Raw genomic sequence first — 16497 nt, forward strand, 5'->3', positions numbered from 1 at the left:
TAAGAAGAATTATATCCTCTAAGAATTTTTAAAAATAGGAAAAATAGCTTGAAAATGTGAATGATTGATGATATAATAGTCATATTGTTCGTAAAATGACAAAGGAGATTAAAAATGGACAAATTATTTAAACTAAAAGAGCACGGGACAGATGTCCGTACAGAGGTGCTTGCTGGTTTAACAACTTTCTTTGCAATGAGTTATATTCTCTTTGTAAACCCTCAAATGCTTTCGCAAACAGGAATGCCTGTTCAGGGTGTATTCTTGGCAACAATCATCGGTTCTGTAGTAGGAACTTTGATGATGGCTTTCTATGCTAACTTGCCGTACGCACAAGCTCCAGGTATGGGACTTAATGCTTTCTTTACATTTACGGTTGTATTCGGAATGGGCTATACTTGGAAAGAAGCTCTTGGTATGGTCTTCATCTGTGGGATCATTTCTCTGATTATCACATTAACCAATGTTCGTAAAATGATCATTGAGTCTATTCCTGCAACTCTTCGTTCAGCAATTTCAGCTGGTATTGGTGTTTTCCTTGCCTATGTTGGTATTAAGAATGCTGGCCTCTTGAAATTCTCAATTGACCCAGGTACTTATACAGTAGCAGGTGAAGGAGCAGATAAGGCTCAAGCAGCGATTACTGCAAATGCAGCAGCTGTTCCAGGATTGGTAGATTTCAATACTCCAGCAGTATTGGTAGCTATTGCAGGTCTTGCAATTACAATCTTCTTCGTTGTCAAAGGTATTAAAGGTGGGATCATTCTTTCTATTTTGACAACTACAGTTCTTGCGATTGCGGTTGGTCTTGTTAATTTGTCAGGAATCGATTTTGCTAGCAACAATCTTTCAGCAGCAGTTAACGACTTAGGTACTTTGTTTGGTGCTGCTCTTGGTTCAGAAGGTTTAGGATCTTTGATTTCAAATACTTCTCGTTTGCCAGAAACTTTGATGGCTATTCTTGCCTTCTCATTGACAGATATTTTTGATACTATCGGTACTCTTATTGGTACTGGTGAAAAAGTTGGTATCGTTGCGACAAGTGGTGAAAACCATGAGTCAGCTAAATTGGATAAAGCTCTTTACTCTGACTTGGTGGCGACATCAGTTGGTGCCATTGCAGGTACTTCAAACGTTACAACTTATATCGAGTCAGCAGCAGGGATCGGTGCTGGTGGACGTACTGGATTGACAGCCTTAGTTGTTGCTATCTGTTTTGCTCTATCAAGCTTCTTTAGCCCACTTCTTGCCATTGTGCCTTCAGCTGCGACAGCACCAATTTTGATTATCGTCGGAATTATGATGCTCTCTAACTTGAAAAACATTCCTTGGGATGATATGTCAGAAGCTATTCCAGCCTTCTTCACATCTATCTTTATGGGATTCAGTTACTCCATTACACAAGGGATTGCTGTTGGTTTCCTAACTTACACATTAGCGAAGATTGTTAAAGGTCAAGTCAAGGAAGTACATGTCATGATTTGGATTTTAGACGCTCTGTTCATCTTGAACTACATTAGCATGGCTCTAAACTAAGGATAAAAACTTTAAAAAAGAAGGAGGAAACTCCTCTTTTTTTATTAGTGGAGATATCACAAAAGAAAACTTTTTGGTATAATAGTAGCATGCACACAAAAAATGAAGATGAACTCATTGCTCTTGGACAAGAGCTCGGCTCTCTGCTAGAGAAAAATGATGTATTGATTTTGACTGGTGAATTAGGTGCTGGAAAAACCACATTAACAAAAGGTCTAGCTAAAGGACTAGGGATTCATCAAATGATCAAAAGTCCTACTTATACCATTGTTCGAGAATATGAAGGACGCCTACCCTTATATCACTTGGATGTTTACCGCATCGAAGGAGATGCAGATTCAATCGACCTTGATGAATTTCTTTTTGGTTCAGGTGTGACGGTTATTGAGTGGGGACACCTATTAGGTGAGGCTCTTCCAGCCGACTATCTGGAATTAGAAATTCTTAAAGATGGTGAGGGCCGTGAAGTTGTCTTTCATGCCCACGGTCAACGAGCGGCAGAACTCTTGCAGAGGTTGACGGATGGAGTATGATCTTTTAATCCGTGAAGCGGAAGCCCAGGATGCTTCAGCGGTCATTGCTCTCTTAGATCAAATTGGTCAAGAGTCCAGTTTTACCAGTCTGGATGAAAATGGAATTGCAATGAGTGAATCCGAAATGCAGCGTTTTATTGATAAGCAGGCCCAGTCGGATAATCAGATTACTTTACTAGCTTATTTGAATGAAGAATTGGCAGGAGTGATCAATATAACGGCTGATCAACGTCCGCGAGTTCGGCATATTGGGGATATCTTTTTGGGTATCAAAAAAGCCTATTGGGGAAATGGTCTCGGTAGTATCTTGATGGAAGAAGCTATTGAGTGGGCCCAATCTAGCGGAAGTATTCGACGTTTACAATTGACAGTTCAAAAACGAAATCTGGCAGCTGTTCATCTATATAAAAAGCTGGGCTTCATCATTGAAGGCCAGCAGGAACGAGGCGCTTGTATAGAAGGAGGAGAGTTTCTTGATGTTTACCTGATGGGTCGACTGATAGACAAATAAATATATGGTAAAAAAAATAATCGGAATGTTTTTAGGCTTTGTTCTTGTGACAGTGCTTGGTGTGGGAGCTTATGCCTATACTATCTACCAACAAAGTACACAGACTTTAGCCAAAACTTATAAACAAATCGGAGAAGAAACCAAGGTTATCGAGGCAACTGAACCATTGACAATCCTATTGATGGGGGTAGATACGGGGAATGTCGAACGTACAGACCCATGGGCAGGAAATAGTGATTCAATGATCTTGGTAACAGTGAATCCTAAAACCAAGAAAGTCGTTATGATGAGTTTGGAACGTGATATTCTGACACAAATCCAACAACCAGATGGTAGTGTTAGAGAAGCTAAACTCAACGCTGCCTATGCTGATGGTGGGGCAGAGCTTGCCATTTCGACCATTCAAAAAATGATGAATATCCATATCGACCGCTATGTGATGGTCAATATGCACGGTCTTCAAAGAATGGTTGATGCTGTCGGAGGTATCACAGTAAACAACACTCTAGGTTTCCCAATCTCTATCCAAGACCAGGAACCATTTAACACGATTTCTATCGGTGTTGGGGAACAAACCCTAAATGGTGACGAGGCGCTAGTGTATTCACGCATGCGCTATCAGGATCCAGAGGGAGACTACGGTCGTCAGAAACGTCAGCGCGAAGTCATCCAAAAGATTGTTGAAAAAATTCTTAGCTTGAATAGTGTCAGCCACTATCAAGAAATTTTGAAGGCTCTTAGTGATAACATGCAGACAAATATCGAGATTACGACAACAACGATTCCTCAGTTGATGGGCTACCAAGATTCCTTTAAGAATATTGAGTCTCAGCAATTGCGCGGAGAGGATGCAATGATTGATGGGACATCTTACCAAATCGTGACATCTGAGCATATGTTAGAGATGCAAAATCTCTTACGCCGTTCATTGGATAAGCCAGAAGTGACCGAATTGGAGACAAATGTAGTCTTGTATGAAAATATTTATGGGCGTTTACCACAAACAACTGGTTCTGTTGCAGATCAAGAACAACAAGGCCAACAAGAACAATAAGAAATGCATACTAAAATCGTAGGAATTTTCCTGCGATTTTTTCAAAGAAATCCGAATAGATAGGTAGGAGGAAAAAATGAAAGCGGAAATAATAGCTGTTGGAACAGAGATTCTAACAGGTCAAATCGTCAATACCAATGCTCAGTTTTTGTCTGAAAAGTTGGCTGAAATCGGTGTTGATGTTTACTTCCAAACGGCTGTAGGAGATAATGAGTCTCGTCTCTTATCCTTGTTGGAGATTGCTAAGAATCGTAGCACTCTGGTTATCCTAACAGGAGGACTGGGACCGACAGAGGATGACTTGACCAAACAAACCTTGGCACAATTTCTAGGGCGTGATTTAACTTTTGATGCTCAAGCGCAGGCTAAACTAGATGACTTTTTTGCTCATCGACCGGACTATGCCCGAACTCCAAATAATGAACGCCAAGCTCAAATCGTTGAGGGTTCAATCCCGCTACCTAATGAAACAGGACTAGCAGTCGGAGGCATGATTGAGGTGGCTGGCGTGACCTATGTCGTCCTACCAGGTCCGCCAAGTGAACTGAAACCCATGGTTTTAAATGAACTGTTGCCAAGATTGACAACTGGAGCTAAGTTGTACTCACGTGTGCTTCGTTTCTTTGGCATTGGCGAGAGCCAGCTAGTAACGATTCTGTCGGATTTGATTGAAGAACAAACAGATCCAACCTTGGCCCCTTATGCAAAAACGGGAGAAGTGACTCTGCGTTTGTCTACCAAGGCTAATAGTCAAGAAGAAGCAAGAAAATCTTTGGATCGTCTTGAGGTTCAAATTCTTGCCCGCCAGACATTTGAAGGGGTTGCTTTAAAGGATATTTGCTATGGTTATGGTGAGGAAGCGAGTCTAGCTAGTGTAGTTGTTGAGGAGTTGAAAAAGCAGCATAAAACCATAACGGCTGCGGAAAGTTTGACAGCAGGGCTTTTTCAAGCAACTTTGGCAGACTTTTCGGGAGTGTCAGCTATCTTTAAAGGTGGTTTTGTCACTTATAGTCTGGAAGAAAAGGCTAAGATGTTAGATATTCCACAAGTAGAGTTGGAAAAACATGGAGTTGTTTCAGCCTTTACGGCGGAAAAAATGGCAGAGCAATCACGGCTTAAAACTCAATCAGACTTTGGAGTTAGCTTGACAGGAGTGGCTGGTCCGGATAGTCTAGAAGGGCATCCTGCTGGTACAGTTTTTATCGGTTTGTCTCAAGCCTCAGGCACAGAAGTTGTTCAGGTCAATATAGCTGGAAGAAGTCGAGCAGATGTTCGTAAAATTGCAGTCATGCATGCTTTTAACTTGGTTCGCAAAGCTTTATTAAGTGACTGACTTTTGATATAATAGAAGAAGGTTCTTAGAATCATTAAAATATAGGAGAACAAAATGGCGAAAAAACCAACAAAAAAATTAGATGAAATTGGGAAAAAATTTGGAGCTGATCGTGAAAAAGCTTTGAATGATGCTCTTAAATTGATTGAAAAAGACTTCGGTAAGGGTTCAATCATGCGCTTGGGTGAGCGTGCAGAGCAAAAAGTGCAAGTGATGAGTTCAGGCTCTTTGGCACTTGATATTGCACTCGGTTCAGGTGGTTATCCAAAGGGGCGTATCATCGAAATCTATGGTCCAGAGTCATCAGGTAAGACAACAGTTGCCCTTCATGCTGTAGCGCAAGCACAAAAAGAAGGTGGAATTGCAGCCTTTATCGATGCGGAACACGCTCTTGACCCAGCCTATGCAGCAGCTCTTGGAGTGAATATTGACGAATTGCTCTTGTCACAACCAGACTCAGGTGAGCAAGGTCTTGAAATTGCAGGAAAATTGATCGATTCAGGTGCAGTTGACCTTGTGGTTATTGACTCAGTTGCAGCTCTTGTACCTCGTGCGGAAATCGATGGAGATATCGGAGATAGCCACGTTGGTCTTCAAGCTCGTATGATGAGCCAAGCTATGCGTAAACTCGGTGCTTCTATCAACAAGACAAAGACAATTGCTATCTTCATCAACCAGTTGCGTGAAAAAGTAGGGGTTATGTTTGGAAATCCAGAAACAACTCCTGGTGGACGCGCCCTTAAATTCTATGCTTCAGTCCGTTTGGATGTGCGTGGAAGTACACAAATCAAGGGAACTGGTGATCAAAAAGATACGAACGTTGGTAAAGAAACGAAGATTAAAGTTGTGAAAAACAAGGTGGCTCCACCGTTCAAAGAAGCTCTTGTTGAAATCATGTATGGTGAAGGGATTTCTAGAACTGGTGAACTCTTGAAGATTGCTAGTGATTTGGATATTATCCAAAAAGCAGGTGCTTGGTACTCATACAAGGGTGAAAAAATCGGACAAGGTTCTGAGAATGCGAAGAAATACTTGGCAGATCACCCAGAAATCTTTGATGAAATTGACCACCAAGTTCGTGTTCAATATGGTTTAATTGAAGAGGAAGAAGGCTCTAAAGCAAGTGCAGCAGCTGATGCAGATTCTAACCAAGAAGTAACACTTGATTTGGGCGACGCTCTTGAAATCGAAATTGAAGAATAAAAAGAAAAGTAGCAGTAAAACTGCTACTTTTTGTTTCATGATGACTAGTGGTCACTAAAGCGTCGGTATTCGATACGAAAGTCGAAGTAGTTCTCTTCTTGCAATTTTTGAAAGATGTTCCGATAGGCCTCTTCATCAAAGTGGTCGCCACGATAGAGAATTTCGAAACTCATTCCCTCGTATTCCAAGAAGGCGTTGGCAGTTTTAAAGCCATTTTGTAAGTAAAAGTCCATGCGGGATTTTCTTTGTTCGAGATTGTCACAGTCTTCGTCTAATCGCTCCACTTCAAGAATCATGGTACGCTGGTAAAAATCAATGAGTTTTTCAATGATTTCTCTCCCGTAGCCATGACTGCGAAGATGGGGCATAATGGCAAAGAAGCTAATGTAGAAAGCTTTTTGATTAGAAATGGCAAAAGCGAAGCCGACAAATTCTTCTTCGTTATAAAAGGCGAAAAAGTGGGCGTCATCTCTATCCTGGTAACTTAAAAATTCCTCCAAAGAGACGCGTTCTTCTTCAGGGAAGGCCTCCTTGTTTAATTGTTCCACTTTCTCAAGATCTGGAAATACATCTGTAATTAACTGACTTGTTAAGCTCATACATACCCTCCTTTTCTGTCACGATTATACCAGATTGTTTACATATAGGCAACGCTTTCTTAAGGGAACTCCCTTGTTCCTCAACTTGAAAGCTGATATAATAGCCTTATGAATAAAAAATCAACGGTGGACTTGATTCATGGTCCCATTCTTCCTTCACTGATTAGTTTTGCATTACCGATTCTATTGTCCAACATCTTTCAGCAACTCTACAATACAGCTGATATTTTGATTGTTGGGCGTTTTTTAGGGCAAAATTCCTTGGCAGCAGTCGGAGCTACGACAGCCATTTTTGATTTGATTATTGGATTTGCTCTCGGAGTCGGAAATGGGATGGGAGTTGTTATTGCTCGGCTTTATGGCGCTCGTAATTTTACAAAGATTAAAGAGGCTGTCGCAGCGACTTGGATTTTAGGTGCAATCCTGAGTGGTCTTGTGATGCTGATGGGATTCTTCGGTCTTTATCCGCTCTTACAATATCTCGAAACACCTGCAGAAATCCTCCCCCAATCCTATGAATACATCTCAATGATTGTTAGCTGCGTGGGAGTTAGCTTTGCCTATAATCTCTTTGCAGGATTACTACGATCGATTGGAGATAGCCTTGCGGCGCTTGCCTTTCTTATCTTTTCAGCCATTGTTAATGTCATTCTAGATTTGTATTTTATTACACAACTGCAGTTGGGGGTTCAGTCTGCAGGTCTTGCAACAATCATCTCGCAAGGTTTGTCAGCTATTCTCTGTTATTTCTATATCCGAAAGAGTGTTCCGGAGCTTCTTCCAAGCTTGAAGCACTTCAAATGGAATAAGGCTCTCTATGTCGATCTCTTGGAGCAGGGGCTAGCCATGGGGCTGATGGGTTCAATCGTCTCTGTCGGAAGTGTGATCTTGCAATCCTCTGTTAATGGCTTTGGAGCAGTTATTATCAGTGCCCAAACGGCAGCACGTAGAATCATGGCTTTTGCCCTATTGCCAATGACGGCAATTTCGGCTTCTATGACGACTTTTATCTCTCAAAACTTTGGGGCAAAACGTCCAGATCGTATCGTCCAAGGTCTTCGTGTAGGGAGCTATTTGAGTATGGCTTGGGCAACCTTTGCTTGTGTGTTCCTATTTTTTGCAAGTCCTAGCCTAGTTTCTTTCTTAGCGAGTTCAACAGATGGTTACTTGATTGAGAATGGGACCTTGTACCTACGTATTAGTTCTGTTTTCTATCCCTTTTTGAGTCTTTTATTGATTTATAGAAATAGTTTGCAGGGACTCGGTCAAAAACTCTTGCCCCTCCTATCTAGTTTTATCGAGTTTATCGGGAAAATTGTTTTTGTAGCTTGGATTATTCCTTGGGCGGGTTATACAGGCGTTATCCTATGTGAACCACTACTTTGGCTTGTGATGACTGGACAGCTTTATATCTCACTTTCTCAGAATCCTTGGATAAAGGAAGGCAAGAAAATCTTGGCTGTTAGCGGGCAATCCTAGCTTCATTTATAAAAGAAAAATCCATTTCCTCTAGTGAAAATCGACTAGACTTGTGTTATAATAAGAAAGATTAAAATGTGAAAAAAGGAGATTCCTAATGGGACGTAAATGGGCCAATATCGTAGCCAAGAAAACGGCTAAAGATGGAGCTAACTCTAAAGTATATGCAAAATTTGGTGTAGAAATCTATGTAGCAGCTAAAAAAGGTGATCCAGATCCAGAATCAAACTCAGCTTTGAAATTCGTTATCGACCGTGCTAAACAAGCGCAAGTGCCAAAACACGTTATTGATAAGGCTTTGGATAAGGCTAAAGGAAATACAGACGAAACCTTTACAGAAGGACGTTACGAAGGCTTTGGGCCAAATGGTTCAATGCTCATCGTGGATACCTTGACTTCAAACGTTAACCGTACAGCTGCCAATGTCCGTGCTGCTTTTGGTAAAAACGGTGGAAACATGGGAGCTTCAGGTTCTGTATCTTACCTCTTTGACAACAAAGGTGTTATCGTCTTTGCTGGTGATGATGCTGATGCTATCTTTGAGCTTTTGCTTGAAGCAGATGTTGATGTAGACGATGTAGAAGCAGAAGAAGGAACAATCACTGTATACACAGCTCCAACTGACCTACACAAGGCTATCGTTGCTTTGCGTGAATCTGGTATTGAAGAATTCCAAGTAACTGAATTGGAAATGATTCCTCAATCAGAAGTTGAGTTGTCAGGTGAAGATTTGGAAACATTTGAAAAACTATACAGCGTACTTGAAGACGACGAAGACGTACAAAAAATCTACACAAACGTAGATGGATTCTAAGAATAAAAATAACCCCTTTGAAAATTCAATATTTTCAAGGGGGTTGTTTATCTTGTGATGACAAAAGGGGCAAGAAAGAGACAAAAATCTCTTTTGCCCAAAACGTTATTAGTTATCTATAATCGTCCATAATCCAATGGATTGTGGAAAAATCGTGGTGTTGGGATTTAGAAATCGAGACTTGGTCTACCGATTGCTATTCCCAGCACCTTTTTTGTTATGTTAAACTTTCACTCCATCATCAGTTTGCTCTTTTCTATCCAAGCCTAGGGCAAATTTACGGATGAGAAGAAACTGACCATTTTCCTGTTTTACGAAAGTCAGTACAACTGTCTTAGTATTAGAACCGAGTGAGACATAGGAGATTTTTTTAATCTCATAGTCGCCTGAAGTTGACTCAATTTCAGAATCTGGTAGTCCATGTTTGCTGATGATATCTTTGTAGTTGGAACCGCCTTTTCCTCTGTTTGCAGTGTCTCCCTCTATCAAAGCATCGAACTGCTCCTTAGTCCAAGTGAAGGAATCGGTATCTTCGTCGTCCTTATCCTCATCGGTGCTATTATCTGGTAGCGTTCCAAAATCGTCATCTTCTGTTAAAGAGGTTAGACTTCTGTAGGGGTGACGAAAGTTTTTAGCCAGGTCGGTAAAAAGCCCAGAAGGTAATACTTGCGTCATTAAGACAAGGAAAATAGATAGAATACCTAGGCTCGTTCCGATAATAGCCAATATTTTACGATTTTTGAGATTAAGGCCGATACCAAAAACTCCTAGAGCTATAGCGATAATGGCAAAGAAAAATGCTAGAATGCTAATGATTGGTAACCAGGAACCAAGAAGGGCCAGGGTTCCAAAGATGATGGCAAAGATTCCTAAAATTTTCTCTTCTTTATGTTTCATTTGTGATTTTCTCATTTCTAATCAAGGTGTATTCTTATAGGTGTGAGATAGTGTTTATTATAGATAAAATGAGAACTAATGTCAATTTTAAATAAAATAGTTCTCATGAAAACTTTTTTCTTGACATCTTTTCTGAAAATGATAAAATAGTTCTCATGGAAACTTAAATGTTCTCATGAGAACTATTTTTACTTAGAAGGGAGAAAGCATGGATAAACCGATGTTGGTCTTTAAACGTTTTGGTCACCAGTTACATCTGCTGGTACAAAAGGAAGCCAAGCGTTGTGGTATTGAATTTATGGGGGGACCGCAAGGGCAGGTCATTCGTTTTTTAGAACGTCGTGAGCATGAACAAGAATTAACACTCATCAAGGATATTGAACAAGAACTCAATATTACCAAGTCAGTTGCTAGTAATTTGGTCAAGCGTATGGTGCAAAATGGTTTGGTAGAGTTGGAGGTGAGTCCAAGTGATAAACGGGCGAAATTTGTTCATTTGACCGAAAAATCACGCTCTCAAATGAAGCAAGTTAAGTCTTTTTTTGATCGAATTGACCGTAGTTTGCTTGATGGTATTTCTGAAGAGAATCTCCTTATCTTTGAAGAAGTCCTTGGGAAACTACAAGCAAATGTTGAAAAAATAGGAGATAAGAATGAAGAAACTCGCTAAGCGTATCACAGGAAAAGAGTGGGGCATGATTCTAATAACTGTTCTCTTTACCTGTTGCTCGGTCTATCTAGAGTTAGAAGTACCGACTTACGTTTCAAAAATAACAGAATTACTCGGAACGCCAGGTACGGAGTTGGGAGACCTTTGGTCGCCAGCAACTAAGATGATGGGTTTGTCATTCTTAGCCTTCCTATCATCTGTAACAGTTGGATTTTTTGCCGCTCGAGTTGCAGCATCCTATACGGCTCAACTACGAAGCGATATTTTTAATCGTGTTTTGGATTACTCCCAGACAGAAATTAAACGTTTCTCAATCCCCAGTCTATTGACTAGGACAACCAATGATATCACGCAGATTCAGATGCTCTTTACCATGGGACTCCAAGTGGTCACTCGTGGTCCTATCATGGCTATTTGGGCCATTGGTAAAATCCTTGGCAAGTCTGAATACTGGATTTGGGCAGTAGTGGTGGCAGTCATTGTCAATGTTCTGATGACAACTGTCTTGATGACTTTGGCCTTTCCGAAACAATCTGTCATTCAAAAATTGACAGATAAACTGAACAGTATTACTCGTGAAAGCTTGACAGGGATTCGGGTTGTTCGTGCATACAATGCTGAGGAATATCAAGATAAGAAATTCGAAGAAGCCAATGATGAAGTCACACGACTCAATCTCTTAGTCAGTCGCTTAATGGCCATTATGAATCCTATTATGATGGCGATTTCTAGCGGCTTGGTCCTTGCCATTTACTGGATTGGTGCTTATCTTATCAACGACGCTAGCTTGACAGAGCGTCTACCCCTCTTTAGCGATATGGTGGTCTTCATGTCCTATGCTATGCAAGTGGTAATGGGCTTCTTACTCATGGGTGCTCTCTTTATCGTCTTGCCTCGTACCTTGGTTTCTGCAGGTCGTATCAATCAAGTCTTGGACCTTCATTCTACTATTGAAAATCCTAGTCACCCACAGACAGCAAACTCTTCTGTAAAAGGTCAAGTGGAATACCGCGACGTAACCTTCCGCTACTCTAAAAACTCAGAAGCAGTTGTGGAACATGTCAGCTTCAAGGCAGAAGCAGGGCAAACCATTGCCTTTATCGGCTCAACCGGTTCTGGTAAATCTACTCTAGTTAACCTCTTGCCCCGTTTTTATGATGTATCAGAGGGAGAAATTCTAGTAGACGGCGTCAATGTTCAGAATTATGACTTAGAAGATTTGCGTAATAGAGTTGGCTATATCCCTCAAAAAGCTGTGCTCTTTTCTGGAGATGTTAAGGGCAACCTCGACTTTGGTAAGAGTCAAGAAACGCCACTAAGTGAGACGGCCATGTGGCAAGCTCTGGAATTGGCTCAATCTAAAAACTTTATAGAGGATAAGGAAGCTGGTCTTGACTCAGAAGTGGCTCAAGGTGGGACCAATTTCTCAGGTGGACAAAGACAGCGTCTGGCCATTGCACGCGCCTTGGCTCGTAAACCAGAGATTCTCATTTTTGATGATTCATTCTCAGCCTTGGACTACAAGACAGATCGTATCTTGCGTCAAGTATTAGCTGAAAAAACACAATCCATGACCAAGTTAATCGTTGCCCAACGCATTTCAACCATTATGGATGCAGACCTGATCTTAGTCTTGGATCAAGGTAAAGTCGTGGGACAAGGCACCCATAAGGAACTTCTTGCAAGCAATGAAGTTTACCAAGAAATTGCCTATTCACAACTATCGAAGGAGGAATTGGAACATGGAAAATAAGAAAATGTCCTTATGGAAACAGTGTAGACCTTTTCTAGCAGGTCTCCAACTTCTCCTACTAATCGCAGTTGTGGCGGCTATATGTTCAAGTATTATCACGGTTTATGGACCAACTAAGATCAAAGAAATTACCAATTTGATTTCAGATGGGTTAATGACAGAGATTGACCTAGAGGCTGTCTCAAGTATTGCTAGCTTTTTGGTTATCCTCTATGTGTTTGGGATTATCCTGAACTATACGCAAGCCTACATTTTTTCAACTAGTATCCAACATTTCTCAAAACGTTTGCGGACAGCTATTGCTGAGAAAATCAATCGCTTGCCACTTGCTTATTTTGACCGTCATTCTCAAGGGGACACCCTTTCACGTGTAACTAATGATGTTGATACAGCAGCTCAGTCTCTTAACCAAAGTCTTGGGACAGTTCTCTCAGCTAGCTTCTTGCTGATTGCAGTTTTGATTACCATGTTTGGTATGAACTGGATTTTGGCACTAGTAACCGTTGTTTCAACACTTGTTGGATTTACGGCGGTTTCCGTAATTATGGCCAAGTCGCAGGGCTACTTTAAAGCTCAACAAAATAACCTAGCAGCTGTAAATGGCTATGTGGAAGAAATGTACTCTGGCCACAATGTGGTGACCAGCTATAATGCTGTGGAACCAACAAAAGATACATTTGCAGGCTTGAATCAGATTCTACATGATAGCATCTGGAAATCTCAGTTTATTTCTGGTATCATGATGCCTGCCATGGTCTTTGTCGGAAACTTTAGTTATGTTTTGGTTGTTATCGTCGGTGCTGCCTTGGCTCTTGAAGGCCATATCAGTATTGGGATTATCGTAGCTTTTATGGTTTATGTTCGTACCTTCTCACAACCCTTATCACAAATTGCTCAAGGGATTACCAGCTTGCAACAGGCTAGTGCAGCTATGACACGTGTTTTTGAGTTTCTAGGAGAAGCTGAGATGGAAGATGAATCTCATAAGGAAACACAATTGTCTGGTATGAAGGGTGAAGTAGTTTTTGATCAAGTTTCCTTTGGTTACACACCTGAGCGAACCATCATTCATGACTTTTCTGCGACAGCTCATGCAGGGCAAAAAGTTGCTATTGTCGGGCCGACTGGAGCTGGGAAGACGACTATTGTTAATCTCTTGATGAAATTTTATGAGATTGATAAGGGAAGTATTCGCATTGATGGTGTGGATACCAAGAAGATGAAACGCTCAGAAGTGCATGATGCCTTTTCAATGGTCTTGCAGGATACTTGGCTCTTTGAAGGAACCATTCGAGACAATCTCATCTACAACCAAACAGGGATTAGTGATGAACGAATGATCGAAGCAGCAAAAGCAGTAGGAATTCACCACTTTATCATGACTCTACCAGATAGCTACGATACTGTTTTGGATGATACAGTGACCTTGTCAGTCGGGCAGAAACAGCTCTTAACCATTGCTCGTGCCCTTCTCAAGGATGCACCGCTCTTGATTCTTGATGAAGCGACATCTTCAGTCGACACACGTACAGAGGAGTTGATTCAGAAAGCCATGGACCGTTTGATGGAGGGACGTACGTCCTTTGTCATTGCCCATCGCTTGTCAACTATTCGTAATGCTGATTTGATTCTTGTCATGAAAGATGGAAATATCATTGAGCAAGGCAATCACGATGAGCTCATGGCTCAGGGTGGTTTCTATGCTGACCTCTACAATAGTCAATTTACAGAAGACCAAGTAGAAGAATAAACTAAAAGAAGGCTTGACGGCCTTCTTTTTCTACACTATACTAGAGTAGGAGAAGCTAACAGGCTTCTTGTGTAAAGAATAGGAATATCGAGAAATAATGAAAAACTATCAAGAGTGGTATGATAAAAGGAAATCAAATCTCCTTAGACATCCACAGCTTTTGCAACTGATGCGTGTTTTTAATCGCATGATGACAGTCCTGATGCCCTTGGCATACTTGACCTTACTGGGAGCAAGCTTTATCAGCAAAGGTTTGGGGAAAGACCTTGCCACCTATATCATGGTGCCGGCTTCTGGCTTTGTCCTATTAACGCTAGTTCGTAAGTGGATCAATCAACCGCGTCCTTATGAGGCTTGGGGAATTATCCCGCTACTAGACAAGGATAGTGCAGGCAATTCAATGCCCAGCCGCCATGTCTTTTCAGCAACCATCATTTCCATGGCTTGTCTGCACGCAAATCTGCCTGCAGGGTTGATTTTATTAGTCTTATCAGCTCTTCTAGGTCTGGTGCGAGTCTTGGGTGGCGTTCATTATCCCAAGGATGTTCTAGTAGGCTATGCCTGTGGACTCCTCTGGGGAATTCTTTTCTTTATGTTGTAAAAATCAAAGCAAGTGGGTTTGGCCTCGTAACCACTTACGGGTCAAAAGTGACCACTTGCTTTTTTGCCCTTGTAAAGTCTGATGGGCTTTGGTATAGTAGATGCAGAAAGGAGATAGGATGAAGTTACGAATCGAGATTGATAGTGAATTAACTGAGACAGAGATTGTCATCAAGGCTGCAGCCCTGACAGATGAAATAGCTGATTTGCAACGACTCTTGCAAGAAACCAAGGCTCCTAGGTTGATTTTTTATAAGGGGACGGGGGAGTATTACTTAGACTTGTCAGAAATTCTCTTTTTTGAGACGGAAGGCAACAAGATCTACGCCCATACCCAGAAAGAAGCCTACGAGGTTCGACTCAAACTTTATGAGTTAGAGGCTATCCTGCCTCGCTATTTCAGTCGGGTATCCAAGTCGACCATTGCCAATCTTCGGCAGGTCTACTCGGTGGACAAGTCCTTCTCAGGGACAGGAACTATTTCCTTTTATCAGACCCACAAGGAGGTGCACGTGTCACGACACTACCAATCCCTCCTAAAAGAAAATCTAAGAAACATGAGGTAAGAAGATGAAAAAGAAAGCATTTGGTATTGTATTGCTAGTATTGGCAGCCTTAGTATTGTTGCAGGGGAATTTTGGAATTCCTTCATTTGGAGGGCAGATTTGGCCCTTGATTGGTATTGGATTTTTTGCCTACCAATCAATTGAAGCTTTGCTTCGTCGCCACTTTACTTCAGCCTCAGTTACAGCCCTAGTGGCCCTCATGATTGCTAATCACTTTTATGATATTTTACCGATCCCCAATCAATCACTGTTCTGGGCGGGAGTTCTAATCGTGCTTGGAGTAAGTATGCTGACTCATACTAATAGAACTTGGAATGGGAAAAAATGGTGGTATGACGGTGAAAAGACTATCCTTACAGAAAAGGAAGTAGCCTTTGGTAGCGGAACTTTTTACAAGCAGAACCAAGATTTGGTAGAAGACGAGTTTGAAGTCGGTTTTGGGAATGCCAAGATTTATTATGACAATGCAGAGATGTTAGGCGATAGCGCAACCTTGAAAATAGAAGTCGGATTTGGGAATGCAGTTGTCTATGTTCCCCAACACTGGAGAGTAGATCTTAAGGTGGAAACTTTCTGTGGTGCAGCCAAGGCAGATGCTCCTGTAGCCCCAACCAGCAAAACCTTGATTATCCGTGGAGACGTAGCTTTCGGGAAACTTGGTGTCGTCTACGTCAAATAAAAAAAGTCTTCCCTAAGTGTCTAGAGTTTTGGGAAAGTGAAAAATTAAATATCATATAACTTGAGAGAGTGAGAAAATCGCTCTCTTTTTTCGTTGCAAAAATTAAAGAAAGGAGAAAAAATGTCAGATAATATTGAAATTGTTATGGATATTGATTCGTTAGAAATTTTCGATGTAATAGATCTTGATAAGAATGAAAATATGGTTGATTGTATCCCTGAAGGAAATTCTGATGAAAAAGTATCTGTATACGATGATCTCAATAGAGTTTGGCTTGGAGATGGCTATTACTATAGACCTTCTAGTCTTCTCTGGAGAGTTATGAAAGATGATGTTATTCATGAATTAAAGTCCAGAAATAAACATGGCAGTTATCCTTACTCCAGAAGAGCGAGAGATGGAACTTGGGGACAAACTAGCCAATTGACTCAGGATGAAGCCTTGTGGTTGACTCTAGAGTTTAATCCAGAATTGATGGGATATGTGTAGGGGAAAATAAAAGGGCTTAGAGAGTGAGGAA

The 16497-nt window shown here is 41.2% G+C and carries 17 protein-coding genes; 15 read left to right on the top strand and 2 right to left on the bottom strand.

The window, feature by feature from the left end; translation table 11 throughout:
• Positions 1 to 114 precede the first annotated feature (114 nt).
• The 6 genes from ACVAMZ_RS00605 to recA all read left to right on the top strand — a co-directional run bounded on the left by ACVAMZ_RS00605 (position 115) and on the right by recA (position 6170).
• Positions 115 to 1536 carry an NCS2 family permease gene (locus tag ACVAMZ_RS00605; protein WP_461684730.1) on the top strand — a complete coding sequence of 474 codons (1422 nt, stop codon included), beginning with the start codon at positions 115 to 117 and terminating at the stop codon, positions 1534 to 1536.
• A gap of 89 nt (positions 1537 to 1625) precedes the next feature.
• Positions 1626 to 2069 (top strand): tRNA (adenosine(37)-N6)-threonylcarbamoyltransferase complex ATPase subunit type 1 TsaE, encoded by a 444-nt coding sequence (gene tsaE / locus ACVAMZ_RS00610; RefSeq protein WP_006152806.1) that lies wholly within the window; start codon positions 1626 to 1628, stop codon positions 2067 to 2069.
• Positions 2059 to 2580 carry a GNAT family N-acetyltransferase gene (locus ACVAMZ_RS00615; RefSeq protein ID WP_263394285.1) on the top strand — a complete coding sequence of 174 codons (522 nt, stop codon included), beginning with the start codon at positions 2059 to 2061 and terminating at the stop codon, positions 2578 to 2580. The genes tsaE and ACVAMZ_RS00615 overlap by 11 nt, the downstream gene beginning before the upstream one ends.
• 4 nt (positions 2581 to 2584) lie before the next feature.
• A complete protein-coding gene (lytR, locus tag ACVAMZ_RS00620) occupies positions 2585 to 3634 on the top strand; it encodes a glycopolymer--peptidoglycan transferase LytR (RefSeq protein ID WP_458634776.1) in 1050 nt (349 codons plus the stop codon).
• Between the two features lie 76 nt (positions 3635 to 3710).
• Entirely contained in the window at positions 3711 to 4967 is a 1257-nt protein-coding gene (locus ACVAMZ_RS00625) for a competence/damage-inducible protein A (protein ID WP_461684731.1), read from the top strand.
• A 54-nt stretch (positions 4968 to 5021) separates the two neighbouring features.
• The gene (recA, locus tag ACVAMZ_RS00630) at positions 5022 to 6170 is read left to right on the top strand and encodes a recombinase RecA (RefSeq protein ID WP_006149228.1); all 1149 of its coding nucleotides are present in this window, start codon (positions 5022 to 5024) and stop codon (positions 6168 to 6170) included.
• 44 nt (positions 6171 to 6214) lie between these two features.
• Here recA and ACVAMZ_RS00635 read toward each other — a convergent pair whose 3' ends face one another.
• A complete protein-coding gene (locus ACVAMZ_RS00635) occupies positions 6215 to 6769 on the bottom strand; it encodes a GNAT family N-acetyltransferase (protein ID WP_006149229.1) in 555 nt (184 codons plus the stop codon).
• Positions 6770 to 6877: 108 nt separating this feature from the next.
• On the opposite strand from ACVAMZ_RS00635, the gene ACVAMZ_RS00640 reads away from it, so the two are divergent.
• A complete protein-coding gene (locus ACVAMZ_RS00640; protein WP_461684732.1) occupies positions 6878 to 8248 on the top strand; it encodes an MATE family efflux transporter in 1371 nt (456 codons plus the stop codon).
• A 97-nt stretch (positions 8249 to 8345) separates the two neighbouring features.
• Positions 8346 to 9062, top strand: coding sequence for a YebC/PmpR family DNA-binding transcriptional regulator (locus tag ACVAMZ_RS00645; protein WP_004250532.1), 717 nt, complete (start codon positions 8346 to 8348; stop codon positions 9060 to 9062).
• Positions 9063 to 9284: 222 nt separating this feature from the next.
• Here ACVAMZ_RS00645 and ACVAMZ_RS00650 read toward each other — a convergent pair whose 3' ends face one another.
• The gene (locus ACVAMZ_RS00650) at positions 9285 to 9959 is read right to left on the bottom strand and encodes a hypothetical protein (RefSeq protein ID WP_461684733.1); all 675 of its coding nucleotides are present in this window, start codon (positions 9957 to 9959) and stop codon (positions 9285 to 9287) included.
• Between the two features lie 208 nt (positions 9960 to 10167).
• On the opposite strand from ACVAMZ_RS00650, the gene ACVAMZ_RS00655 reads away from it, so the two are divergent.
• The 7 genes from ACVAMZ_RS00655 (at position 10168) to ACVAMZ_RS00685 (ending at position 16466) form a co-directional block, all read left to right on the top strand.
• Complete coding sequence (locus ACVAMZ_RS00655) at positions 10168 to 10629, top strand: MarR family winged helix-turn-helix transcriptional regulator (protein ID WP_461684734.1); 462 nt, start codon at positions 10168 to 10170, stop codon at positions 10627 to 10629.
• Positions 10613 to 12382, top strand: a complete 1770-nt coding sequence (locus tag ACVAMZ_RS00660) for an ABC transporter ATP-binding protein (RefSeq protein WP_461684735.1) — start codon at positions 10613 to 10615, stop codon at positions 12380 to 12382. The genes ACVAMZ_RS00655 and ACVAMZ_RS00660 overlap by 17 nt, the downstream gene beginning before the upstream one ends.
• Complete coding sequence (locus ACVAMZ_RS00665; protein WP_461684736.1) at positions 12372 to 14132, top strand: ABC transporter ATP-binding protein; 1761 nt, start codon at positions 12372 to 12374, stop codon at positions 14130 to 14132. Before ACVAMZ_RS00660 ends, ACVAMZ_RS00665 begins: the two co-directional genes overlap by 11 nt.
• A 97-nt stretch (positions 14133 to 14229) precedes the next feature.
• Entirely contained in the window at positions 14230 to 14733 is a 504-nt protein-coding gene (locus tag ACVAMZ_RS00670) for a phosphatase PAP2 family protein (protein ID WP_414312162.1), read from the top strand.
• Between the two features lie 118 nt (positions 14734 to 14851).
• Positions 14852 to 15298 (top strand): LytTR family DNA-binding domain-containing protein, encoded by a 447-nt coding sequence (locus ACVAMZ_RS00675; RefSeq protein ID WP_006151361.1) that lies wholly within the window; start codon positions 14852 to 14854, stop codon positions 15296 to 15298.
• A gap of 4 nt (positions 15299 to 15302) precedes the next feature.
• A complete protein-coding gene (locus ACVAMZ_RS00680) occupies positions 15303 to 15977 on the top strand; it encodes a LiaF transmembrane domain-containing protein (RefSeq protein WP_006151301.1) in 675 nt (224 codons plus the stop codon).
• A 120-nt stretch (positions 15978 to 16097) separates the two neighbouring features.
• Complete coding sequence (locus tag ACVAMZ_RS00685; protein WP_101776602.1) at positions 16098 to 16466, top strand: hypothetical protein; 369 nt, start codon at positions 16098 to 16100, stop codon at positions 16464 to 16466.
• Positions 16467 to 16497: the final 31 nt, after the last annotated feature.

Source organism: Streptococcus sp. KHUD_017 (assembly GCF_054861245.1).

What these genes read in the sequence shown, in the direction of transcription:
- ACVAMZ_RS00605 (WP_461684730.1), top strand. Translation starts at nt 115, where the DNA reads ATGGACAAATTATTTAAACTAAAAGAGCACGGGACAGATGTCCGTACA.
- tsaE (WP_006152806.1), top strand. Translation starts at nt 1,626, where the DNA reads ATGCACACAAAAAATGAAGATGAACTCATTGCTCTTGGACAAGAGCTC.
- ACVAMZ_RS00615 (WP_263394285.1), top strand. Translation starts at nt 2,059, where the DNA reads ATGGAGTATGATCTTTTAATCCGTGAAGCGGAAGCCCAGGATGCTTCA.
- lytR (WP_458634776.1), top strand. Translation starts at nt 2,585, where the DNA reads ATGGTAAAAAAAATAATCGGAATGTTTTTAGGCTTTGTTCTTGTGACA.
- ACVAMZ_RS00625 (WP_461684731.1), top strand. Translation starts at nt 3,711, where the DNA reads ATGAAAGCGGAAATAATAGCTGTTGGAACAGAGATTCTAACAGGTCAA.
- recA (WP_006149228.1), top strand. Translation starts at nt 5,022, where the DNA reads ATGGCGAAAAAACCAACAAAAAAATTAGATGAAATTGGGAAAAAATTT.
- ACVAMZ_RS00635 (WP_006149229.1), bottom strand. Translation starts at nt 6,769, where the DNA reads ATGAGCTTAACAAGTCAGTTAATTACAGATGTATTTCCAGATCTTGAG.
- ACVAMZ_RS00640 (WP_461684732.1), top strand. Translation starts at nt 6,878, where the DNA reads ATGAATAAAAAATCAACGGTGGACTTGATTCATGGTCCCATTCTTCCT.
- ACVAMZ_RS00645 (WP_004250532.1), top strand. Translation starts at nt 8,346, where the DNA reads ATGGGACGTAAATGGGCCAATATCGTAGCCAAGAAAACGGCTAAAGAT.
- ACVAMZ_RS00650 (WP_461684733.1), bottom strand. Translation starts at nt 9,959, where the DNA reads ATGAAACATAAAGAAGAGAAAATTTTAGGAATCTTTGCCATCATCTTT.
- ACVAMZ_RS00655 (WP_461684734.1), top strand. Translation starts at nt 10,168, where the DNA reads ATGGATAAACCGATGTTGGTCTTTAAACGTTTTGGTCACCAGTTACAT.
- ACVAMZ_RS00660 (WP_461684735.1), top strand. Translation starts at nt 10,613, where the DNA reads ATGAAGAAACTCGCTAAGCGTATCACAGGAAAAGAGTGGGGCATGATT.
- ACVAMZ_RS00665 (WP_461684736.1), top strand. Translation starts at nt 12,372, where the DNA reads ATGGAAAATAAGAAAATGTCCTTATGGAAACAGTGTAGACCTTTTCTA.
- ACVAMZ_RS00670 (WP_414312162.1), top strand. Translation starts at nt 14,230, where the DNA reads ATGAAAAACTATCAAGAGTGGTATGATAAAAGGAAATCAAATCTCCTT.
- ACVAMZ_RS00675 (WP_006151361.1), top strand. Translation starts at nt 14,852, where the DNA reads ATGAAGTTACGAATCGAGATTGATAGTGAATTAACTGAGACAGAGATT.
- ACVAMZ_RS00680 (WP_006151301.1), top strand. Translation starts at nt 15,303, where the DNA reads ATGAAAAAGAAAGCATTTGGTATTGTATTGCTAGTATTGGCAGCCTTA.
- ACVAMZ_RS00685 (WP_101776602.1), top strand. Translation starts at nt 16,098, where the DNA reads ATGTCAGATAATATTGAAATTGTTATGGATATTGATTCGTTAGAAATT.